Genomic DNA, 23,011 nt, shown 5'->3' with positions numbered 1-23,011 from the left:
CGACAGATATGTCTACCGAAGCAGCAGTCGAGTTCGCACCGTTTACGGTTCCCGCCGGCACCGCCGTGGGCGCCGCCATGCGGGAGCTGAACCTGCCGAACAAGGGGGAGGACGCGATCGTCTGCGTCCAGGACGAAGCGGGCAACCTCAAGGACCTCTCGCACGTGCCCGATGAGACGGCGACGTTCATGCCCGTGCCCGCAAACACCGAGCTCGGCCGCTCCGTGATCCGCCACTCCTGCGCCCACGTGCTCGCCCAGGCCGTGCAGGTCGAGTTCCCCGGCACGAAACTGGGCATCGGCCCCGCGATCAACGACGGGTTCTACTACGACTTCGACGTCGCCGAGCCGTTCACGCCCGAGGATCTGAAGACGCTTGAGAAGCGGATGAAGAAGATCATCAAGTCTGGCCAGAAGTTCGTCCGCGGCGTCTACGCCTCGCCGGAGGAGGCCGCCGAGGACCTCAAGGACGAGCCGTACAAGCTCGAGCTCATCAACGACAAGGGCAACGTCGACCCGGATTCGGACGAGGCGACCGAGGTGGGCGCCGGCGAGCTGACGCACTACGACAACGTCAACCCGCGCACCGACGAGGTGGAGTGGCACGACCTGTGCCGCGGCCCCCACGTGCCCACCACGAAGTACATCCCCGCCTTCGCGCTGACCCGCTCGTCCGCCGCCTACTGGCGCGGCGACCAGAACAACGCGGGCCTGCAGCGCGTCTACGGCACCGCGTGGGAGTCGAAGGAAAAGCTCGACGAGCACCTCACCATGCTTGAGGAGGCGGAAAAGCGCGACCACCGCCGCCTGGGCAACGAGCTCGACCTGTTCTCCTTCCCGGACGAGGTCGGCTCCGGCCTGCCGGTGTTCCACCCGGACGGCGGCATCGTGCGCATGACCATGGAGCAGCACTCCCGCGAGCGCCACCTGGCCGCCGGCTACTCGTTCGTGAACACTCCGCACGTGACCAAGGGCGACCTGTTCAAGAAGTCCGGCCACCTCGACTGGTACGCCGACGGCATGTTCCCGCCGATGAAGCTGGACGGGGAGGTCGACGAGGACGGCAACGTGACCAAGCAGCCGGTCGACTACTACACCAAGCCGATGAACTGCCCGATGCACAACCTCATCTTCGATTCGCGCGGGCGCTCCTACCGCGAGCTGCCGCTGCGCTTGTTCGAGTTCGGCACCGTCTACCGCTACGAGAAGTCCGGCGTGGTCCACGGCCTCACCCGAGCCCGCGGCTTCACGCAGGACGACGCGCACATTTACTGCACCGAGGACCAGCTCGAGGACGAGCTGACCAGCGTGCTGGAGTTCATCATCTCCCTGCTGCAGGACTACGGCCTCGACGACTTCTACCTGGAGCTGTCCACGAAGGACCCGAACAAGTACATCGGCGACGACGAGATCTGGGAGCGCTCCACCGCGATTCTGGAATCCGTGGCCAAGAAGTCGGGCCTTGAGCTCGTGCCGGACCCGGCGGGTGCGGCCTTCTATGGCCCGAAGATTTCCGTGCAGGCCCGCGATGCGATCGGGCGCACCTGGCAGATGTCCACCGTGCAGCTCGACTTCAACCTGCCGGAGCGCTTTGACCTCACCTACACCGCCTCCGACGGCTCGAAGAAGCGCCCGGTGATGATCCACCGCGCGCTGTTCGGCTCGATCGAGCGCTTCTTCGGCGTGCTGCTCGAGCACTACGCCGGCGCCTTCCCCGCGTGGCTCGCGCCGCACCAGGTGGTTGGCATCCCGGTGGCGGACGCGTACGGCGACCACCTCGACGGCGTCGTGGCCGCGCTGCGCGAGCGCGGCATCCGCGCCGAGGTGGACCACTCGGACGACCGCATGCAGAAGAAGATCCGCACCCACACCACCGGCAAGGTGCCGTTCATGCTCCTCGCCGGCGAACGCGACGTGGAGGCGAACGCGGTGAGCTTCCGTTTCCTCGACGGCACGCAGGTCAACGGCGTGCCGGTGGATAAGGCGGTGGACATCATCGCCGAGTGGGTGGCCTCGAAGCGCAACGACCAGCCCAGCGAGGACAACGTTGCAGCACTCGGGCAGTAGCGCGCCGGACGAGGCGCAGGGCACGTACGTGGACACCGGCGCCGGGGATCCGGACCGCCTCGTCCGGCTCTGGGCGCCGTACCGCTCGAGCTACATCGCGGCGGAGCCGGAGGCGTCGAAACGCAATGGCGATCCGTTCCTCGAGATCCCGCAGATGAGCGACGAGGACGGCCTCGTCGTCGCGCGTGGGGAGACGGTGTTCGCGGTGTGCAACCTGTACCCCTACAACGCGGGCCACCTCATGGTGGTGCCGTACCGCAAGGTCGCGGACCTGGAGGCCCTCACCGATGAGGAAACCGCGGAGCTCATGGTGTTTGCGAAGCGGGCGGTGAAGACGCTGAAGAAGGTCTCGCGGCCCGAGGCGGTCAACGTCGGGCTGAACCTGGGCAAGGCCTCCGGTGGCTCGGTGGGCGACCACCTCCACCTCCACGTCGTGCCGCGCTGGGCGGGCGACGCGAACTTCATGACCGTGATCGCGGGCACGAAGGTGTTGCCCCAGGTGCTGCGGGAAACGCGTACGCTGCTGGCCGAGGGTTGGCGCGAGGTGGAGCGAGACGAGCGCGAGGAAAAGGAGCGAGGCTGATGCTGAGCGTGCACGGACGGAAACCGGCGGCCGTTGTGGTCGAGCCGGTGGCGAAGGCACTGCTGAAGGCGGGCCTGACCCCGAACGCCACGACCGTCGCCGGGACGGTGGCCACCATGGCTGCGGCGATGGTGCTCATCCCCACCGGGCACCTCGTCTGGGCGGCGGTGCTGAGCACGCTGTTCGCGGCCTTCGACATGGTCGACGGGACGATGGCGCGGCTGAGTGGCGGGGGCACCGCGTTCGGTGCGACGCTCGACGCGAGCTGCGACCGGCTCACGGACGGCGCACTGTTCGGCGCGATCGCGATGTGGATGGTCTACGTGGCGGACGCCGCGCCGGTCAACGTCGCGGTCTGCCTCGCCGTGCTTGTGTTGTCCCAGGTGATCAGCTACATCAAGGCGCGCGGCGAGGCCGGGGGCCTGAACATCGTCGGCGGGCTGATCGAGCGGCCCGAGCGCCTCATCCTCGCGCTCGGCGGGCTCGCGCTCGAGGGCTTCGGTGTCCCGCACGCCGTCGAGGTCGCGCTTTGGATCCTGCTGGTCGGCTCCGCCTACACCGTCGTCCAGCGACTGCAGTTCGCCGCGCACGACGAGGGTGCAGCTGCGGCCGTCGCCCCTCCCGCGGGGGCGTAGGTGGGCTCCGCGCGCGAGGCGATCACCGCCGCCGGCTACATCGCCGGCTGGAAGGCGGTTGGCCTCGTGCCGCCGCGGCTCGCAGCCCGCGCCGCGCAGGCGGCCGCCGACCGGGTCTCCGACGACGGCAAGGGCATGGACATGCTGCGCCGCAACCTCGCCCGCGTCGTGGGGCCGGAGCACGTCACCCGCGAGCTCGTGCGTGACGCGACACGCTCTTACGCCCGCTACTGGCTCGAGGCGTTCCGGCTCCCGCGCCTGGCGGGGGATCCGCAGCTGGATGCGAAGCTTACCGCCGGTCTGACCGGCCGCGAGCACCTCGACTGGGCCGTCGCTCAGGGCAAGGGTGTGGTCTTGACCCTGCCGCACTCCGGGAACTGGGACATGGCGGGGATGTGGCTCGTGCGCCACTACGGGCAGTTCACCACCGTCGCGGAGCGGCTCAAGCCGGAGGCGCTCTTCGACGCGTTCGTGGACTACCGCGAGTCCCTCGGCTTCGAGGTGCTTGCGTTGACGGGAGGGAAGCGCGCACCGTACGCCCGCCTGAAAGAGGTGCTCGAGTCCGGCGGCATCGTCTGCCTCATGGGCGAGCGCGACCTCGGGCACCACGGCGTGCCCGTGACGTTCTTCGGCGAGGACACGACGTTCCCGGTCGGGCCCGCGAAGCTCGCGCTCGACACCGGCGCCCAGCTGCTGGCCGTGCACTCCTGGTTCACCGGCGACCCGGCCGACCGAGCGTCCGACGCCGGCTGGGGCATGAGCGTCTCGGCGCCGCTCGAGGTAAGCACGCTCGAGGAGACCGCGCAGCGCGTGGCCGACGCGTTCGCGGCCAACATCGCGGCGCACCCGGCGGACTGGCACATGCTCCAGCCGCTGTGGCCGGCGGACGTGCCGGCGCCGAGCCGGCGGCGCGATCTCGAGCGCCGGGTGCGCGAGCACCAGTCGCGCGGGCGAGGGGGCAGGTAATGCGCGTCGGCCTCGTCTGCCCGTACTCGTTCGACGAGCCCGGCGGCGTGCAGGCGCACGTCCTCGAGCTCGCCGCGCAGCTGCGCGCGATGGGCCACTCCAGCGAAGTGCTCGGCCCGGCCTCGGAGGACATCTCACTGCCGGAGTGGGTCACCCGCGGAGGGCCGGCGGTGCCGGTGCCGTACAACGGTTCCGTCGCGCGCCTCTCGTTCGGCCCGCGCGTGCGGCGCACGACGAAGCAGTTCATCGAGCGCGGCGACTTCGACGTGCTCCACGTGCACGAGCCGAACTCGCCGAGCTACTCCATGGTGGCCACCCGCATGGCCACCGGGCCGATCGTGGCCACCTACCACGCGTCCGCCGATTCCTCGTACGCCCTCAAGCTCGCGCTGCCCGCCCTGCGCGGCAGCCTGGAGAAGATCCGCGCCGGCATCGCGGTGAGCGAGATGGCGTGGCAGTGGCAGGCCGAGCAGGTGGGCACCGACCCCGTCATCATCCCCAACGGCGTGGATACCGCCCGCTTCGCAGCCGCCCGCGGGCCCCGCAACGACACGGGCGACGTCGAGGTCGTCTTCCTCGGCCGCATCGACGAGCCGCGCAAGGGGCTCGACGTGCTCCTCGCCGCGGTCGCGCAGCTGCCCCGGCGCCCGCGCGTCACCGTCATGGGGGCGGGCACCCCGCGCGAGGTCGACGGCGTGCGCTTCACCGGCCGCGTCACCGAGTCCGAGAAGGAAACGATCCTCGGCCGCGCGGACATCTTCGTCGCGCCGAACCTCGGCGGCGAGTCGTTCGGCATCATCCTCGTCGAGGCGATGGCCGCCGGGTGCGCCGTCGTCGCCAGCGACATCCCCGCATTCGCGGCGGTGTGCGACGGCGCCGGTGCGCTCGTTCCGCCCGGCGACAGCGCCGCGCTCGCGCGTGAGATGCAGCGGCTTATCGACGACCCTTCGGCCCGCAACCGCCTCATCGACGCCGGCGTCGCCCGCGCGGAGGCCTTCGATTGGAACACCGTCGCCCGCCAGGTGGTCGCGGTGTACCAGGCCGTCTCCTACAACGAGAAAGTCGGGATTGAGCGGTGAGCGGGATCAACGTCGCACTCGTCGTCATTGTGGTCGCGCTCGCCGTGGCAACGCTGACGTGGCTGTACTCGATTGCCCAGCGCCTAGACAGACTGCACATCCGGCTCGACCGCTCGCGCGACGCGCTGCAGGCTGCGCTCGACCGGCGCTGCGCGGTGGTGGCGGCGCTCTACCCGCAGCTGGCGCCGCTCGCTGCGGAGGTGGAGCAGATGCGCCTTACCCCGACCGACCTCGCGGAGCGGCTGGTCAGCGAGGAGGCGTTCATGTCCGCGGTCGCCGAGGCGCAGCGCGGGGACGCGCCGGCCCCGCTGCAGGACGCGAATACGCGCGTCGAGCTCGCCATGCGGTTCTACAACGACGCGGTCGACGACACGCTCGCGCTGCGCCTGCGCCCCACGGTGCGCGCGCTCCATCTCGGCGGTACAGCGGCGTTGCCACAGTTCGCAGGCGGCCACCGGTAGCGGCGGCGAGGGCGGGCGTGCGTATACTTGCCGTCTGTCAACCGTCAACCGAGGAAAAGGGGTGCTCGATGTCAGGCCACTCAAAGTGGGCAACGACGAAGCACAAGAAGGCCGCGAACGACGCCAAGCGTTCGAAATTGTGGGCGAAGCTGATTAAGGACATCGAGGTCGCGGCCCGCACCGGCGGCGGCGACCCCGCCGCCAACCCGACTCTCGACGACATGATCAAGAAGGCCAAGAAGGCCTCCGTCCCGGGCGACAACATCGAGCGCGCCCGCAAGCGCGGCTCCGGCGAGATCGCGGGCGGCTCGGACTGGCAGACCGTCATGTACGAGGGCTACGGCACGAACGGCGTCGCCGTGCTCATCGAGTGCCTCACCGACAACCGCAACCGCGCCGCCACCGAGGTCCGCACCGCGATGACGAAGAACGGCGGCAACCTGGGCGAGTCCGGCTCCGTGGCGTACATGTTCGAGCGCACCGGCGTGGTCACCATCCAGAAGGGCGAGCTCACCGAGGACGACGTGCTCATGGCCGTGCTCGACGCGGGCGCCGACGAGGTCAACGACCTCGGCGAGGAGTTCGAGATCATCTGCAAGCCGACCGACCTCACCGCCGTGAAGGAGGCGCTCACCGCCGAGGGCATCGAGGTGGAGGACTCCGAGCAGGAGTTCCGTGCCGGCGTCGAGGTCGACCTCGACGCCGAGGGCGCGAAGAAGATGATGCGCCTCATCGACGCGCTCGAGGAGTCCGACGACGTGCAGAACGTCTACACGAACATGACGTTCTCCGACGAGGTCGCCGCGCAGCTCGACGACTAGCGTGGCGCCGCCGCGACCCGGGCATCCCTCGCAGGGGTGCCCGTTTTGCGTCTCGACGCTCCGTGCGGCGCCAGCTGCCACCGCCGCGTCCGGCGCGTGTGGTAGAACATATGTGTCACATGTGCCGGCCGAGCGAAGGGGAGGCGGAATGAACAGCGCCGTGCATCTCGAGGGCCTGCGCGTCATGGGCATCGATCCGGGCCTGACCCGGTGCGGGCTGTCCGTCGTGCAGGCCGGCCGCGGCCGCCAGATCATCCCGGTCGCCGTCGGCGTCGTGCGCACACCGTCCACCGCCGAACTTTCGGAGCGGCTGCTGCGCATCTCGCGCGCCGTGGGCGAGTGGATGGACGACTACCGGCCGGACGTCGTCGCCATGGAGCGCATCTTCGAGCGCGGCAACGTCTCCACTGTCATGCACACCGCGCACGCGGTGGGGGTGATGGTCCTCGCCGCCGCGGAGCGCGGCATCCCGGTGCACATGTACACCCCGTCCGAGGTCAAAAAGGCCATCTCCGGCAACGGCCGGGCGGACAAGAAGCAAATGACCGCGATGATCACCCGCATCCTTGGGCTCTCGGAGCCGCCGAAGCCCGCGGACGCTGCGGACGCGCTGGCGATTGCGGTGTGCCACTGCTGGCGCGCCCCGCTCATCGCCCGCACGACCAACCTCACGCAGAAGGCGGCGAACATATGATTGATTCTCTCTCCGGCGAAGTGCTTTCCATCGGCCTCGACCACGCGGTGATCGAGTGCGCCGGGGTCGGCTACCGGTTCCTCGCCACCCCGCATACGCTCGGCCGGCTCGCCCGCGGGCAGCAGGCGAGGGTGCTCACCACGATGGTGGTCAAGGACGACGGCGTGACGCTCTACGGCTTCGGCGACACGGACGCGCGCGAGATGTTCCACAAGCTCCAGACGGTCTCCGGGCTCGGGCCGAAGCTCGCGCTCGCCGCACTGTCGGTGTTCGACGCCGGCGAGCTCTCCTCGCGCATCGCGGCGGGCGACGCGAAGGCGGTGCAGTCCATCCCGGGCGTGGGCAAGAAGATGGCGGAGCGCATCGTGCTCGAGCTCAAGGACAAGGTAGAGGCGTTCCTCCCTCCCGAGCCGGCGGGGGCTGCCGCTGGTGCGGCGTCGATACGCGGGGGCTCCTCCCTCGCCTCCGAGCAGGTGGTGGAGGCGCTCGTGGGGCTCGGCTTCCCGGAGCGCAGCGCGCGCCCGGTCGTCGACGCGCTCGTGGAGGAGCGCCCGGGCGAGGACACCTCGGTGCTGCTGCGCGCAGCGCTGAGCGAGCTGGGAAAGAAGTAGGGTAAGGCCCATGTCGGACGTGGAAAAGACCGAGTTCGAGCTGCCGGAGGGGTTCGCGGCACGGGGGCCTTCGCCTATCGACGCGCACGCGCAGGCCGACGAACACGACGTCGAGCGGTCGCTGCGCCCGAAATCGATCAACGAATTCATCGGCCAGCCGAAGGTGCGCGAGCAGCTCAACCTCGTGCTCGCCGGCGCGCGCAGCCGCGGCGTGACGCCGGACCACATCTTGCTGTCCGGCCCGCCCGGGCTGGGCAAGACCACGATGGCGATGATTGTGGCGCAGGAGCTGGGCACCTCGCTGCGCATGACGTCGGGCCCGGCGCTCGAGCGGGCGGGCGACCTCGCCGCGATGCTGTCGAACCTCATGGAGGGCGACGTCCTGTTCATCGACGAGATCCACCGCATCGCGCGCCCCGCCGAGGAGATGCTCTACATGGCGATGGAGGATTTCCGCATCGACGTCATCGTGGGCAAGGGGCCGGGCGCGACGTCGATCCCGCTGGAAATCCCGCCGTTTACGCTGGTCGGGGCGACCACGCGCGCGGGTATGCTCACCGGCCCGCTGCGCGACCGCTTCGGGTTCACGGCGCAGATGGAGTTCTACGACGTGGACGACCTGACCAAGGTGGTCAGCCGCGCCGCCACCATCCTCGGGGTGCGCATCGACCCGGACGCCGCGGTGGAGATCGCGTCGCGCTCGCGCGGCACGCCGCGTATCGCGAACCGGCTGCTGCGCCGCGTGCGAGACTGGGCTGACGTGCACGGCGACGGGCACGTCGACGTCGCCGCGGCGCGGGCCGCGCTCGACGTGTTCGACGTCGACGAGCTCGGGCTGGACCGGCTGGATCGGGCGGTGCTCGACTCGCTCATTCGGGGCCACGGCGGCGGGCCGGTAGGCGTCGGTACGCTGGCGATCGCCGTGGGGGAGGAGCCGAGCACCATCGAGGAGGTGTGCGAGCCGTACCTCGTGCGCGCTGGGTTGATGTCGCGCACCGGGCGCGGCCGCGTGGCGACGGCTGCCGCATGGGAGCACCTCAGCCTGCAGGCGCCGCCGGATGCGCCGGGCCAGCTGCCGCTCTACTAGCTGCGCGGTGACCGGCGGCGGCCGTGTGGGATACTCGTGCGTCATGGAGATTGTTCTGCTCGTTGTCATCCTCGCCGTGTTCATGCTGCCGTCCCTGCTCATGGGGCGGGCCCAGAAGAAGCGGCAGTCCGAGGTCGAGGCCATGCGCACTGCGATCCAGCCGGGCGACCGCGTGGTCAACGTCGCCGGCTTCCACGCCACCGTGCTGGAAAACCGCGGGGAGACGATGCTCGTTGAGCTCGCGCCCGGCGTCGAGGTGGAGATGGAGTCCGCGGGTGTGATGAAGCGCATCGAGGGCCCGGCGGGGGAGCGTCCCGCCGTCCCGTCCGCGGACACCGTGTAAGCATTCCGGGGCCCATGACGTAGCATGTTCCGTTGTGCCTTCGCCGGCACTTGGTTCTCCCATGCTCCGAACCGGGGCGCGGGGGAGGTCCGGCGAAGTGAATATTGGAGCTCGGAAACAGAGGAGTCAGCTCAGTGTCCAACACCACTCGGCGTTCCGGCGAGGCGAAACGAAAGCGGCAGTGGCCCGCGCGGGCGTTGGCGTTGTTCGCCATCCTGGTCATCGGCGTCTACGCGCTCGTGTTCTTTACCGGTTCGAAATCGCCGGAGCCGAAGCTCGGCATCGACCTGCAGGGTGGCACCCGCGTCACCCTCGTGCCGCAGGGCGATAACCCGACGCAGGACCAGTTGAACGACGCGCGCAACATCCTGGAAAACCGCGTGAACGGCATGGGTGTCTCGGGCGCGAGCGTGGTGGTGGACGGCAACACCATCGTCATCGAGGCGGCGGGTGACGATACGTCCGAGATCCGCAACATCGGCCAGACCTCGCAGCTGTTCTTCCGCCCGGTGCTCCAGCCGCCGGCCGCGGACCCCGCCAAGGTGGACGACACGATCTACGACATGACCAACGAGTGGGTGAAGTACGGCGTGTTCTCCGAGCAGGAGGGCCAGGCGGTGCTCACTCAGATCGCCTCGCGCAAGCAGGCGGCGGAGAAGCAGGCCAAGGAGGCCGCGGAGAAGGGTGACAAGGCCGACGGCCAGGACGAGGCGGGCAAGGATGTCGCCCCGACCGAGTCGGAGCAGCCGTCCGAGCCGGTGGACGTGCCGCAGCTCAAGGAGAAGCCGCTGCCGGAGCCGAACGGCCCGGTCGAGGCGACCGAGCGCCGCCAGGAGACGACGGACATGCTCCGCCGCACCCGCCAGTCCACGGACCCGAACGAGCAGTACGCGGCCCTGACGCTCATGTCCGCGCGCTGCATGGGCCAGAAGACGGACCTGCTCGCGGGTTCAGACCGCCAGGACCTCCCGCTCGTCGCCTGCGATTCGAACACCGGCCAGGCGCTGCTGCTCGACGAGGTTCCGCTTCTCGACGGCGTCACCGACCCGAACGGCCCGCGCCTGACCGGCGAGCAGATTGACACCTCCCGCGCGATCACGGGCGGCTACAACCCGAAGTCGAACCAGATGGAGATCAGCTTCGCGTTCAGCCAGGCCGGCGAGCCGAACGGCTCCGAGACGTGGGCGAAGCTCACGAGCGAGATGCTGCAGAAGCAGATCGCCATCACCCTCGACTCGCAGGTCATTTCCGCCCCGGTGATCCAGGGTGCGACGCCGGTCGGCTCGGCGACGTCGATCACCGGCAGCTTCACGCAGGCCGAGGCGGAGAGCCTGGCGAACAACCTGCGCTACGGCGCGCTGCCGCTGTCCTTCGCCGGCGAGAACGGCGAGCCGGGCGGCACGGCGACGACGGTGCCGCCGTCGCTCGGCCAGGCCTCGCTCAAGGCCGGCCTGTACGCGGGCCTGGTGGGCCTGCTCCTCGTCGCGCTGTTCGTCCTCGCGTACTACCGCCTCTACGGCCTCATCTCGCTGCTCACGCTCGTCGCCTCCGGCGCGCTGGTGTACGGCACGCTCGTGCTGCTCGGCCGCTGGATCGGTTACTCGCTCGACCTGTCCGGCATCGCCGGCCTGGTCATCGGCATCGGCGCGACGGCCGACTCGTTCGTGGTCATCTACGAGCGCATCAAGGACGAGGTGCGCAAGGGCAAGACGTTCCGCTCCGCCAGCGCGTCCGGCTGGGATCGCGCGAAGGACACGGTGGTCACGGGCAACATGGTCACCCTGATCGCCGCGGTGATCATCTACTTCCTCGCCATTGGCGACGTGAAGGGCTTCGCGTTCACGATGGGCCTGACCACCATCTTCGACCTCGTGGTCACCTTCCTGGTCACCGCGCCGCTGCTCATCCTCGCCTCGCGCAGCACATTCTGGTCCAAGCCCAGCGTCAACGGCATGGGCAACGCGTTCCGCACGGCTGAGCAGCGCCGCACGGCGGCGCAGACCTCTACGGAACCGGCGGAGCTCGTCTCCGCCCCGGCCGCAACGATTGAGGAGAACTAACCATGTCGAGCACCAAAGTCGCTTCCACAGAGAACACCGGGAACACCGGGAACACTGAGAACACGCGGAAGGTTCAGTCGCGCCGGCGCGACACCGAGGCGCTGCACGACGGCACGAGCACGATCGACTTCGTCGGCCGCCGCAAGCTTTGGTACGGCATCACGCTCGCGCTCGTCGTCATCTCGCTGCTCGCCATGCTGCTGCGCGGCTTCAACATGGGCATCGACTTCGAGGGCGGCACGAAGATGACCATGCCCGCGGACGACCTCGTGGCGGAGGAAGTCGAGCAGACGTTTACCGACGCCACCGGGGTCACCCCGGAGCTCACTCAGATCGTCGGCTCGGGTGACGCCCGTATGCTGGAGATCAACTCCGAGCACCTCTCGCAGGAGCAGATCGACGCCGCGCGCCAGGCGATCTACGACGAGTACCAGCCCGAAGATTTCGACGGCAACCCGAGCCCCGAGGCGATCGGTGACTCGACGGTGTCCGAGTCGTGGGGCTCCACCATCACCAACCGCATGCTGCTCGCGATGGTGGTCTTCCTCGTCGCCGCCGCCGTCTACGTTGCGCTGCGCCTGCAGCGCGAGATGGCGCTCGCCGCGATGGCGGCGCTGCTCATCGACGGCGTGCTCATCCTCGGCTTCTACGCCTTGTTCGGGCTCGAGATCACGCCGGCGATGATCATCGGCTTCCTCACCGTGCTCACCTTCTCGCTCTACGACACCGTCATCGTCTTCGACAAGGTGAAGGAGAACACGGCCGGAATCCTGGACTCCCGCCGGTCTACGTACGCGGAGGAGGCCAACCTCGCCGTGAATCAGACCGTGATGCGCTCGATCTCCACCTCCGTGATCTCCGCCCTGCCGATCATCGCGCTCATGGTCGTCGCCGTGTGGATGCTCGGCGTGGGCACCCTGCGCGACCTGGCGGTCATCCAGCTCGTCGGCGTGATCGAGGGCATCTTCTCCTCGCTGTTCCTCGCCACGCCGCTGCTCGTGTCCATCGTGAACCGCGAGAAGAAATACAAGGAGCACAACGCCGAGGTCGAAGCTTACCGCAGCGGGGCCGTCGAGGAAGAGGAGGAGCCTGTGGTCGTCGAGAAGCGGCAGGTGGCTGCTCCCGTGAGCCGTGCCGCCGGCGAGACCCGGGCGACGGGGTCGAGCACCTGGCGCCCGACGAACCGCGGGTAGTGCGGGGCGTGCGATGAGACGACGCATGGCCGCCGCGGCGGCCGCGGCAGCGCTGCTGCTCGCTGGCTGCTCGGACCACACCGAGCAGCAGGAGGCGACGAAGCAGTACTTCGGCTACCAGGCGGTGAGCGACCTTCGCTCGACGAACGCTGGCACGCTCGCCGGCGCGACGGACAACGCGGAGCTCCTCTCCGGCAGGCTTTATCCCGGCGTGTACGTGCCGGGGCCGAGCGGGGAGATGATCCCGAACACCGACCTGGTGACAACGCAGGTGCTGCCCGGGGACCAGCGCAAGGTGATCTACACCCTGTCCGACGACGCCGTGTTCTCCGACGGCACGGCAGTCACGTGCGCGGACTACCTGCTCACGTTCACCGCGGGGCAGTACCCGAGCCTCTTCGGGGCCCACCTGCCCCTCTTCGACGACACCGCCGACCTGAGCTGCACCCCCGGCTCGAAGGAATTCACCGTCGCGTTCAAGGAGCGCCGCGGCGCGCGCTGGCGTGGCCTTTTCGGCGCGGGGACGGTCATGCCGGCCCACGCAATCGCCGGGAAGCTGGGCGAGAGCGTCGATCAGCTTATCGACGACCTCCGGTCCGACGACTTCTCCCGCCTCAAGCCCGTGGCACAGATCTGGCGGGAGGGATTCGACCTCGCGCACTTCGACCCAGACCTGCAGGTCTCCTTCGGCCCGTTCAAGATCGCCGAGGTCGGCGAGCGCGGCGAGGTGCACCTCGTGGCCAACGAGTACTACTACGGCGACGCGCCGCAGATCCCGGAGCTCGTAGTGTGGCCCGGGTCGGCGGATTCGGGCGAGCTTGCGGAGTCCGGCGCGCTGCGTATCGGGGACCTGCGCGACGCCAACCCGGCGTGGTACGACGCGGACGCGGAGGGCAATCGCCTCAAGGTGACCACCGAGGTCGGTGAGCTCACCGAGGTGCTCTCCTTTGAGGAGTCCGGTATGTGGGCGGAGCCGGCGAACCGCGAGGCCGTCTCGCGCTGCATCGACCCCCGCGCGGTCGCGCAGGCGTCGGGCAAGGTCGCGGGTATCGAGGTCCCCGTCGCTCCGCTGCACGTCCTGCAGCACGGCGACCCGCTGGCGCAGCGGCTTGCCGACGTCGCTACGCCGCACCTCGACGTGGACATCGCGGCGGCCTCCGCGCTCTCCGGGTCCACCCTGCGCGTCGGGTACGCGCACCCGGACGCCCGCCTCGCCGCGATGGTCGAGTCCATGCGCCGCACGTGCGAGCCCGCCGGCATCCAGATCGTGGACGCGACGGAGGGCGGCAAGACGCTCGCCGACCTGCCGCGCGTGGACTACGACGAATGGGGCAATGCCGAGCAGCAGGACGGCTCCGTGGACGCCGTCATCCACGCGGTCGACCCGATGACGGAGCACCCGGCTGCGAACAACCGCGCCCAGGAGCTCGCGGCGCTGCGGGCGCAGGAGGGGCAGCTGTGGAAGGACCTGCCGTCCATCCCGCTTGCCGCCCAGCCGCGTACCTTCGCCATCGACGGTGCCGTGCGTAACGTGGTGCCGTACACGGGCCGTGCCGGCATCGGGTGGAACATGGACCGCTGGCAGGTGCAGCCCGACACCACGACAACCGCAAACTAGCCCACCACAACACACTTTGAGGAGACCGACCACCATGGCCCCGACACCGATCAACGGCAAGACGTACGCCAACGCACGCGAAGCGCTCGAGCACAAGATCCGCCACGTCCCCGACTTCCCGGAAAAGGGCGTGCTCTTCGAGGACCTCACCCCGGTGCTCGCCGACCCGGCGGCGCTCAACGTCGTTATCGCCGAAATGGCGGAGGCGAGCCGCGCACTCGGGGCCGACCTCGTCGGCGGCCTCGACGCGCGCGGGTTCCTCCTCGGCTCCGCCGTCGCCTACGAGATGGGCACCGGCATCCTCGCCATCCGCAAGAAGGGTAAGCTGCCGCCCCCTGTGATCACGCAGGAGTACACCACCGAGTACAGCACCGCTGCGCTGGAAATCCCCGCCGACGGCATGGACATCGCCGGCAAGAAGATCGTGCTTGTCGACGACGTGCTGGCCACCGGCGGCACCCTCGTGGCGGCGCGCGACCTCATCGAGCGCGCGGGCGGCGAGGTCGCCGGGTACGTCGTCGTCCCCGAGGTCGCGGGGCTGGGCGGGCGCGACAAGCTCGGCAGCGCACCCTTGGTGGTCCTCGGCGAGGAGAAGCCCGACCAGGCGTAGTATTGGGCTTTTAGCTGGCTGACCTGTTGCGCCATGGGAGGAACGACATGTCCGATAAACCGGTGAAACGTTCTGGGCCGTCGGTGCGCAGCATGTCGGCCCGCCTCGCGCGCTCGTTGACCGGCAGCGGCCGTCCGCGCACGAACCCGGTGCTCGACCCGCTGCTGTCCATCCACCGCCAGTACCACCCGAAAGCGGACGCGGAACTGCTCAACCGCGCGTACGAGACAGCGGAGCACTTGCACGAGGGCGTGTTCCGCAAGTCGGGGGACCCGTACATCACGCACCCGTTGGCCGTCGCCACGATCTGCGCGGAGATCGGCATGGATACGACGACGCTCGTCGCCGCGCTGCTGCACGACACGGTGGAGGACACCGACTTCACGCTGGACGACCTCACCCGGGACTTCGGCCCGGAGGTGGCGAAGCTGGTCAACGGCGTGACCAAGCTGGACAAGGTCGCCCTCGGCGCGGCGGCCGAGGCGGAGACGATCCGCAAGATGATCGTGGCCATGGCGGAGGACCCGCGCGTGCTGGTGATCAAGGTGGCCGACCGCCTCCACAACATGCGCACCATGCGCTTCCTGCCGCCCGAGAAGCAGGCGAAAAAGGCGCAGGAGACGCTCGACGTCATCGCGCCGCTCGCGCACCGCCTCGGCATGGCGAGCGTGAAGTGGGAGCTCGAGGACCTCGCCTTCGCCATCCTGCAGCCGAAGAAGTACGAGGAGATCGTCCGTCTCGTCGCAGACCACGCCCCGTCGCGCGACCGCGCGCTGCGCGAGATCACCGCGGACCTCCAGCGCGAGCTCGCCGCGAACGGTATCGAGGCCGAGGTGATGGGGCGGCCGAAGCATTACTGGTCGATTTACCAGAAGATGTCGGTGCGCGGGCACGACTTCAACGAGATCTTCGACCTCGTGGGCATCCGCGTCCTCGTGGACACCGTGAACGACTGCTACGCGGCAATCGGCGTGGTGCACTCGCTGTACTCCGCGATGCCCGGGCGGTTCAAGGACTACATCTCGAACCCGAAGTTCGGCGTCTATCAGTCGCTGCACACGACGGTGATGACGCCGACGGGCCGCCCCCTCGAGGTGCAGGTGCGCACGCACGAGATGCACTACAACGCCGAGTTCGGCGTCGCGGCGCACTGGCGCTACAAGGAGACGAAAGGCTCGCACAAGGGCGACCAGGCCGAGGTGGACCAGATGGCGTGGATGCGCCAGCTGCTCGACTGGCAGAAGGAGGCCGCGGACCCGAACGAGTTCCTCGACTCGCTGCGCTACGACCTCACCAGCCAGCAGATCTTCGCGTTCACGCCGAAAGGCGACGTCGTCGATCTGCCCGCGGGATCGACGCCAGTGGACTTCGCCTACGCCGTGCACACTGAGGTCGGCCACCGGTGCATCGGCGCGAAGGTGAACGGCAAGCTTGTCACCCTCGAGACGGAGCTGAAGTCGGGCGACCGCGTCGAGATCTTCACGTCGAAAGACCAGAACGCCGGCCCGTCGCGGGACTGGCAGGACTTCGTCGTCTCCCCGCGGGCGAAGGCGAAGATCCGCCAGTGGTTTGCCAAGGAGCGCCGCGAAGAGCAGCTCGAGGCGGGCCGCGACGCGCTTGCCGCGGAAGTCCAGCGCGGCGGGCTGCCCATCCACCGCCTGTTCACGAACGAGTCGATGCGACAGGTGGCCACGCGCCTGCACTACGCGGACGTCGACGCCCTCTACACCGCGATCGGCGCCGGCACCGTCTCCGCGCAGCACGTCGCGCGCTCGCTCATGGACATGTTCGGCGGGGACGAGGACGCCGTCGACGACCTCACCGCGCGCACGCCGATGTCGGCGCTCGTGCGGCCGAAGGCGGCCGGCGACGGGCCGGGCATCCTCGTCGAGGGCAGCCCGGACGTCATGGCGAAGCTGGCCAAGTGCTGCCAGCCGGTGCCGGGCGACGCGATCTTCGGCTTTGTCACGCGCGGCGGGGGAGTCTCCGTCCACCGCGCGGACTGCACAAACGCGGCAAAGCTCAAGGCGGAGCCCGAGCGGCTTGTCGACGTCGCATGGGCGTCCGCCCGCTCCAGCCGCGATGCCTCGCGCGCGACGATCCAGCTCGAGGCGCTCGACCGCAACGGCCTGCTCACCGAGACAACGGGCGTGCTCTCGGACGCGAAGCTGCCGATCCTGGCGCTGTCGTCCCAGGCGGGCGACGACCGCATCGCGACGATCCGGCTCACCATCGAGGTCTCCGACATCAAGCAGCTCGGCTCGATCATGAACCAGATCCGCAACATCGAGGGTGTCTTCGACGTGTATCGCGTGACGGCTTAATAGGTTTCGCACAGGTTGGATTGAGGTTACCGTGCGGTGAAATGTTGGTGGACAGCCGGTTATCTTCGCAGTTCACGTCCGTCGCTCAACGGTTAACTTGCTGCGCGAATGCGGAAATGGGACTACAAGGGAGACACCACTATCCCAACTTCCTGAGGAGTCACCGTGTTCGATTTCCGCCGCGCCGGCGCGCTGATCGCCGCCACGACCACCACCGCCGTTGTGCTGACGGCGACCCCGTTCGTCTCCGCCGCTGAGGCGGATCAGGTGACCATCGACGTCGCCAACATCACCGACTTCCACGGCCGTCTCAAGGCAAACCTGACCAAGGACAAAGAGACCGGTGCCCTCACGCCGAAGAGCACCGACGAGATGGGTGCCGCGAACGTCGCGGGCATCATGAACTACCTGCGTGGCCAGAACCCGAACACCATCGTCACCTCCTCCGGCGACAATCAGGGCGGCTCCGCATTCGTCTCGTTCATCTCGGACGACAAGTACACGATGGACTTCATTAACGCCATCGGCACCGACGGCTCCGCCGTGGGCAACCACGAGTTCGACAAGGGCTACAAGGACCTCATCGACCGCATCGTCCCGGGCACCAACGACAAGCAGCTTGGCGCGAACATCTTCGTCGATGGCAAGCAGACCGTGAAGCCGTACACCATCGTGGAGAAGGACGGCGTGAAGGTCGCGCTCGTCGGCACCACCTCCAACCTCACCCCGGAAAAGTCCAGCCCCGCCAACGTCGCCGGCATCGACTTCAAAGACTCCGCGGAGCAGGTCAACGTCGAGGCGAAGAAGATCAAGGACAACGGCGAGGCCGACATGGTGATCGCCCTCATCCACGATCCGGCGGACACCAGCTCGCCGAAGCTCGACCCGAAGTACGTCGACTTCGTCTTCGGCGGCGACGACCACATCAAGCGCCTCGACCTCAACGCGGCCGTGCCGTTCGCGCAGTCCTACGAGTACGGCAAGGTTGTCACCGACGTCACCTTCACCTACGACAAAGCCGAGAAGAAGGTTGTCAAGGTCGACGCAAAGCAGATCGACGCGACGCAGCTCGCCGACCTCGGCATCACCCCGGACCCGGAGGTCGAGAAGATCGTCGCCGAGGCCGAGAAGATCTCCCAGGAGCGCGGCCAGAAGGTCATCGCTACCATCGACGCTGACTTCAAGCGCGGCTCCAACCCGGGTGACAAGCCCGGCACCAACCGCGGCACCGAGTCCACCGCGAACAACATGCTCGCCCAGTCGGCCGTCGCGGCGCTCTCTGCGTTCCTGGACACGAAGATCGACTTCGGCGTGATGAACGCTGGCGGCGTCCGCGATGACCTCTCCAAGGGCGACGTGACCTACGAGCAGGCCGCGACCGTCCAGCCGTTCGGCAACAACATCGCGGTGGCCACCCTGTCCGGCGCCGCCATCAAGGAGGCGCTGGAGAACCAGTGGCGGACGGCTGAGGCCGAGGCGAAGTCCGGCCGCCCGCGCCTGGACATGGGCCTGTCGGACAACGTCTCCTACACCTACAACCCGAACGCCGAGCGCGGCAACCGCATCCTCGACATCAAGATCAACGGCGAGTCCGTCGACCCGAAGAAGGACTACACCGTCGCGGCATCGACGTTCCTCCTCGACGGCGGCGACGGCCTGATCAACAAGGACGAGGTCCGCGACCGCAACGACGTGGGCTACAATGACCTGCAGGCGTTCGTGGACTACCTCCAGACCGGCAATGCGAAGGTGCGCGAGGGCCAGAAGGACGTCGGCGTGGTTCTGCCGGAGGGCGGCCTCAAGGCCGGCGAGAAGAACACCATCGAGCTGACCTCCCTGAGCTACTCCTCTGACGGCGAGGCCAAGGCGAGCACCGTCGACGTGAAGCTCGGTGGCGCGACCGGTTCCGCAACGGTGAACAACGACGTCACCGACGCCGACAAGGGCCTGGGCGAGCAGGGCCGCGCGAAGGTCGAGATCGAGATTCCGGCGGACGCTTCTGGCGCGCAGACCCTCGAGATCACCACCAACGCTGGCACGAAGGTCACGCTCCCGGTCACGGTGGCCGCCGCCCCGACCCCGACCCCGACCCCGGAACCGACCCCGACCCCGGAACCGACCCCGGCGCAGGATCCGAAGCCGACGCCGACGCCGGAACCGACCCCGACGAACACCACCACGACCACTTCCCCCGCCCCGACGACCGCGAAGGGCTCCAGCTCCAGCTCCGACGGCTCGAGCTCGAACGGCTCCAGCAACGCCCCGCTCGCAGTCATCATCGCGGGCATGGTCGCGCTGCTCAGCGTGCTCGCCGTGTTCCTGGCCGGCCCGATCGATAGCATCCTCGGCCCGATCGCCAAGATCTCCTAGCGCGTAGCAAAAGCGAAAACCGTCGGAGTCCCTACTCGGGGGTTCCGGCGGTGTTGCTGTGTCCCTGTGCCCCTGTGGGGTGCCGAAATGCACGACACCGACCGGCCAGGCGGCGCGGTCGGTGCGGGAACGCTTGGGCTAGCGGGCGAACTTGTTCACCACGGTGAGCACCTGGGTGATCAGGCCGACGATGGCGGTGACCACGGCGATCCAGTCGTTGATCTCGTCGATGCTCATCTCGGAGATGTCGGAGAACGAGGAACCCCCGCTCTTTTCCTTCGTGGTCTCCTGGGCCTTGCTCTCGGGGGTGTCGTTCACGGTCACCGCGCCCGCGGCGGTAACGCCGGAGACGGTGACGGCTGCGGCGGTGGCGGCGGCTGCGAGACTGGTGCGGGCCTTCATTGCGTCAAACCTCGTTCAGTGGAGTCGAAAAAATACAGCGGTGTGCTTCTGGGGATGCTAACGGCTGCGCACCCCCGGTGCAATGGATGGTGGCTACTTCACGGTTGCTTTCTGGATGCGGACCTCCTCGGCCGGTGCGCCGTCCTCGGAGCCGCCCTCGACGCCGTTCGCGGCGATCTTGTCCAGGGTGGACAGGCCGGCGTCGTCGATGTGGCCGAAGTAGGTGTACAGCGGGGGCAGCACCGAGTCACCGTAGTTGAGGAAGAACTGCGAGCCGTTCGTGTCCACGCCGGCATTCGCCATGGCGATCGTGCCTCGCTCGTAGCGCTCCGGCTGGGCGACCTGCTGCAGCATCATCGAGCGGGTCTGCTTCTTCTCCTGGTCGGTGGCGGTCTCAGGGATGTTCACGCCGGACATATCCACCTCGTCGAGGGCCTTGTCCGTGGGCAGTTCGTTGTCGAACTGGAAGCCCGGGCCGCCGGCGCCGGTGCCGGCGCGGTCGCCACACTGCAGCACCTTCAGGCCGTCGCCCGTGGTCAGGCGGTGGCACACCGTGTCGTTGTAGAAGCCCTCCTTGGCCAGGTGCTCGATGGCGTTGACGGTGCACGGGGAGGCGGAGCGGTCGAGCTCCATGCCGATCGGACCCTGGTTCGTGTCCAGCTCGACGGTGACGGTGCCCTCGGTGGAGATGCCGTCGGTTTGCGGCGCGCTCACGCCGTCGCCGCCGTCGTTGGCCTTGTTGTACGTGCAGTTGACGGTCGGCGGCAGGGCGACGTCACGCGTGGTGGCGATCGGCTCGTACTTCGAGGCGTCGAACGGCTCCTGCTCGGTGGTGGAGGTGTCCGCGCTCTCCGTCGCGGTGGTCTCGCTCGCGGCAGTGTTGTCGCCGTCGTCCTTCGTGGCGGCGAAGAAGATGCCGCCGCCGACGAGGGCGATGACCGCCGCGGAGATCGCGGCAACCGTCCACGGGCGGTTCTTTTCTTTCCTGTCGCGCGCGTTGAGCTCGCGCTCGAGATCAGACAGGGCGTCTTTGCCGCGCTGTTCGTTCGTTGCCACTGGGCGTGCACCTCACTGGTTCGGTTAGTTGAAAGCGGAGCTCGTCGATACGCAACTGCCCCGCGCGAACGGTGTGAAAGCCTAGCAGCCGGCATACAGTGGCCAGCATGAGAATCACCGGTTTCGCCGCGGGTCCGTTCCAAACCAATTGTTACATCGTGGAGGAGCGGGGGCGCGCCCTCGTCGTCGACCCGGGGCTCGGCGCGTACGAAGCCGTCACCGAGCACCTCGCGTGCGAGGGCGCCAGCCTCGAGGCGGTGGTGCTCACGCACGGCCACATCGACCACACGCGCGACGCGGCGAAGTTCGGCGTGGACACGTTCATCCACCCCGCGGACGACTTCATGCTCGAGCGCGGCGAGGGGGTGAGCGAGGAGGCGCGGGTGCTTTACGACGCCTCCGGCATGCAACCCGTCGAACACCTCCACGACCTGGCCGGCGGCGCGCCGCTTGACGTCGCCGGCGTGACCTTCGACGTGGTGCACGCACCGGGCCACTCGCCGGGCTGCGTCATGCTCGTCGCCGACGGTGTGGTGTTCTCCGGCGACGTGCTCTTCCGCGGCTCGATCGGGCGCACCGACCTGCCGGACTCGGACCCGGCGCAGATGCTGGAAAGCCTGCGCGGGCCGGTGTGGAACCTCGACGACGCGCTCGACGTCCTGCCCGGCCACGGCCCGGCGACGACGGTTGCCCACGAGCGCGCCACCAACCCGTTCCTGCGCCGGAGCCGCTGAACTAGACTGACTGACCGTGAGCGAGAACCAGAACGACCAGTTCCAGAAGCTGTCCGCGCCGAAGGGCGTGCCGGACTACGTCCCCCCGGCCTCCGCGGCGTTCATCCACGTGCGCGACGAGTTCGCCCGCCAGGCGCGCCTTGCCGGGTACCAGCACATCGAGCTGCCGGTGTTCGAGGACACGACGCTGTTCGCACGCGGCGTCGGCGAGTCCACGGACGTGGTGAGCAAGGAGATGTACACGTTCGAGGACCGCGGCGGGCGCTCTGTCACGCTGCGCCCGGAGGGCACGGCCGGGGTGATGCGCGCGTTCATCGAGCACAACATGGACCGCGGCTACCTGCCGGTGAAGCTGAACTATTACGGCCCGTTCTTCCGCTACGAGCGCCCCCAGGCGGGCCGCTACCGCCAGCTGCAGCAGGTGGGCGTCGAGGCGATCGGCGTCGACGACCCGCTCATGGACGCCGAGGTCATCGCGCTGGCGGACCGCTGCTACCGGTCGGTGGGGCTGACCGGCTTCCGCCTCGAGCTGACCAGCCTGGGCGATCGGAACTGCCGCCCGGCCTACCGCGAGAAACTGCAGCAGTTCCTCTTCGACCTGCCGCTCGACGAGGAGACCCGCCACCGCGCGGAGATCAACCCGCTGCGCGTGCTCGATGACAAGCGTGAGTCCGTCCGCGAGATGACCGCGGACGCGCCGCTCATGCTCGACCACCTCTGTGACGAGTGCCGCACCCACTTCGAGACCGTCACCGGCGCCCTCGACGCATTCGGCGTGCCGTACGTGATCAACCCCCGCATGGTCCGCGGCCTGGACTACTACACAAAGACGACGTTCGAGTTCGTCCACGACGGGCTCGGCGCGCAGTCCGGCATCGGCGGCGGCGGGCGCTACGACGGTCTCATGTCCCAGATCGGCGGGCCGGACCTGTCCGGCATCGGCTTCGGCCTCGGCGTCGACCGCACCGTGCTCGCCCTCGAGGCGGAGGCCATCGAGCTCGAGGAGGCGTCGCACCGCGTCGACGTCTTCGGCATCGCCATCGGCGACGAGGCGCGGGTGAAGATGAGCTCGCTTATCGACGAGCTCCGCGCCGCCGGCGTCTCCGCCGACATGGCCTACGGCAGCCGCGGGTTGAAGGGCTCGATGAAAGGCGCGGACCGGGCCGGCGCGCGCTACGCCCTCGTCCTCGGCGAGCGGGAACTCGAGGCCGGCGAGGTGGCGGTGAAGAACCTCGCCGAGCACACCCAGGAGTCCGTCGCGCTCACCGCGGAGGCGGTGGCGCGGGCGATCCGCTAGC

The 23,011-nt window shown here is 68.7% G+C and carries 21 protein-coding genes; 19 read left to right on the top strand and 2 right to left on the bottom strand.

Translation table 11 applies throughout. The features are described 5' to 3' along the window. The first annotated feature begins 8 nt into the window (after positions 1–8). The 17 genes from thrS (at position 9) to CJEDD_RS07235 (ending at position 19,521) form a co-directional block, all read left to right on the top strand. Entirely contained in the window at positions 9–2,066 is a 2,058-nt protein-coding gene (gene thrS, locus CJEDD_RS07315; protein ID WP_273657458.1) for a threonine--tRNA ligase, read from the top strand. Continuing rightward, positions 2,047–2,649 (top strand): ATP adenylyltransferase, encoded by a 603-nt coding sequence (locus tag CJEDD_RS07310; RefSeq protein ID WP_042404833.1) that lies wholly within the window; start codon positions 2,047–2,049, stop codon positions 2,647–2,649. Before thrS ends, CJEDD_RS07310 begins: the two co-directional genes overlap by 20 nt. Then, positions 2,649–3,284, top strand: a complete 636-nt coding sequence (gene pgsA / locus CJEDD_RS07305) for a phosphatidylinositol phosphate synthase (protein WP_042404834.1) — start codon at positions 2,649–2,651, stop codon at positions 3,282–3,284. The genes CJEDD_RS07310 and pgsA overlap by 1 nt, the downstream gene beginning before the upstream one ends. Continuing rightward, on the top strand, positions 3,285–4,250 hold the full coding sequence (locus CJEDD_RS07300; protein WP_042404836.1) for a phosphatidylinositol mannoside acyltransferase: 966 nt from the start codon (positions 3,285–3,287) through the stop codon (positions 4,248–4,250). Then, positions 4,250–5,329: a glycosyltransferase family 4 protein gene (locus tag CJEDD_RS07295; protein WP_042404838.1), complete on the top strand. Its 1,080-nt coding sequence runs from the start codon at positions 4,250–4,252 to the stop codon at positions 5,327–5,329. The genes CJEDD_RS07300 and CJEDD_RS07295 overlap by 1 nt, the downstream gene beginning before the upstream one ends. A 5-nt stretch (positions 5,330–5,334) precedes the next feature. Beyond that, positions 5,335–5,790, top strand: a complete 456-nt coding sequence (locus CJEDD_RS07290) for a hypothetical protein (protein ID WP_042404897.1) — start codon at positions 5,335–5,337, stop codon at positions 5,788–5,790. A gap of 68 nt (positions 5,791–5,858) precedes the next feature. Further along, positions 5,859–6,611 (top strand): YebC/PmpR family DNA-binding transcriptional regulator, encoded by a 753-nt coding sequence (locus CJEDD_RS07285; RefSeq protein WP_042404840.1) that lies wholly within the window; start codon positions 5,859–5,861, stop codon positions 6,609–6,611. A 160-nt stretch (positions 6,612–6,771) separates the two neighbouring features. Further along, positions 6,772–7,305, top strand: coding sequence for a crossover junction endodeoxyribonuclease RuvC (gene ruvC, locus CJEDD_RS07280; RefSeq protein WP_157034374.1), 534 nt, complete (start codon positions 6,772–6,774; stop codon positions 7,303–7,305). Continuing rightward, positions 7,302–7,916, top strand: coding sequence for a Holliday junction branch migration protein RuvA (gene ruvA, locus CJEDD_RS07275; RefSeq protein WP_042404842.1), 615 nt, complete (start codon positions 7,302–7,304; stop codon positions 7,914–7,916). Before ruvC ends, ruvA begins: the two co-directional genes overlap by 4 nt. 10 nt (positions 7,917–7,926) lie before the next feature. Next, on the top strand, positions 7,927–9,003 hold the full coding sequence (gene ruvB, locus CJEDD_RS07270; RefSeq protein ID WP_042404844.1) for a Holliday junction branch migration DNA helicase RuvB: 1,077 nt from the start codon (positions 7,927–7,929) through the stop codon (positions 9,001–9,003). 43 nt (positions 9,004–9,046) lie between these two features. Next, positions 9,047–9,346: a preprotein translocase subunit YajC gene (locus CJEDD_RS07265; RefSeq protein WP_042404846.1), complete on the top strand. Its 300-nt coding sequence runs from the start codon at positions 9,047–9,049 to the stop codon at positions 9,344–9,346. Positions 9,347–9,480: 134 nt separating this feature from the next. Further along, complete coding sequence (gene secD, locus CJEDD_RS07260) at positions 9,481–11,406, top strand: protein translocase subunit SecD (protein WP_042404848.1); 1,926 nt, start codon at positions 9,481–9,483, stop codon at positions 11,404–11,406. Between the two features lie 2 nt (positions 11,407–11,408). After that, positions 11,409–12,599: a protein translocase subunit SecF gene (gene secF / locus CJEDD_RS07255; RefSeq protein WP_042404850.1), complete on the top strand. Its 1,191-nt coding sequence runs from the start codon at positions 11,409–11,411 to the stop codon at positions 12,597–12,599. A 13-nt stretch (positions 12,600–12,612) separates the two neighbouring features. Next, positions 12,613–14,217, top strand: a complete 1,605-nt coding sequence (locus CJEDD_RS07250) for an ABC transporter substrate-binding protein (RefSeq protein ID WP_081764452.1) — start codon at positions 12,613–12,615, stop codon at positions 14,215–14,217. 34 nt (positions 14,218–14,251) lie between these two features. After that, positions 14,252–14,827, top strand: a complete 576-nt coding sequence (locus tag CJEDD_RS07245; RefSeq protein ID WP_273657457.1) for an adenine phosphoribosyltransferase — start codon at positions 14,252–14,254, stop codon at positions 14,825–14,827. A 47-nt stretch (positions 14,828–14,874) separates the two neighbouring features. Next, complete coding sequence (locus CJEDD_RS07240; RefSeq protein ID WP_042404854.1) at positions 14,875–17,151, top strand: RelA/SpoT family protein; 2,277 nt, start codon at positions 14,875–14,877, stop codon at positions 17,149–17,151. A 165-nt stretch (positions 17,152–17,316) separates the two neighbouring features. Then, positions 17,317–19,521, top strand: coding sequence for a bifunctional metallophosphatase/5'-nucleotidase (locus CJEDD_RS07235; protein WP_273657456.1), 2,205 nt, complete (start codon positions 17,317–17,319; stop codon positions 19,519–19,521). Positions 19,522–19,659: 138 nt separating this feature from the next. On the opposite strand, the gene CJEDD_RS07230 is transcribed toward CJEDD_RS07235, so the two are convergent. Together CJEDD_RS07230 and CJEDD_RS07225 are read right to left on the bottom strand one after the other, a co-directional pair. Then, a complete protein-coding gene (locus CJEDD_RS07230; protein ID WP_042404858.1) occupies positions 19,660–19,923 on the bottom strand; it encodes a hypothetical protein in 264 nt (87 codons plus the stop codon). Positions 19,924–20,016: 93 nt separating this feature from the next. Further along, positions 20,017–20,979 carry a peptidylprolyl isomerase gene (locus CJEDD_RS07225; protein ID WP_042404860.1) on the bottom strand — a complete coding sequence of 321 codons (963 nt, stop codon included), beginning with the start codon at positions 20,977–20,979 and terminating at the stop codon, positions 20,017–20,019. A gap of 107 nt (positions 20,980–21,086) precedes the next feature. Here CJEDD_RS07225 and CJEDD_RS07220 point away from each other — a divergent pair, with 107 nt between their 5' ends. Both CJEDD_RS07220 and hisS read left to right on the top strand, forming a co-directional pair. Next, entirely contained in the window at positions 21,087–21,713 is a 627-nt protein-coding gene (locus CJEDD_RS07220; RefSeq protein WP_198132949.1) for an MBL fold metallo-hydrolase, read from the top strand. Between the two features lie 16 nt (positions 21,714–21,729). Next, on the top strand, positions 21,730–23,010 hold the full coding sequence (gene hisS / locus CJEDD_RS07215) for a histidine--tRNA ligase (protein WP_042404863.1): 1,281 nt from the start codon (positions 21,730–21,732) through the stop codon (positions 23,008–23,010). Position 23,011: the final 1 nt, after the last annotated feature.

It is taken from the genome of Corynebacterium jeddahense (assembly GCF_028609865.1).
Classification (GTDB): Bacteria; Actinomycetota; Actinomycetes; order Mycobacteriales; family Mycobacteriaceae; genus Corynebacterium; species Corynebacterium jeddahense.
This window is presented reverse-complemented; position numbering and strand designations above follow the sequence as displayed.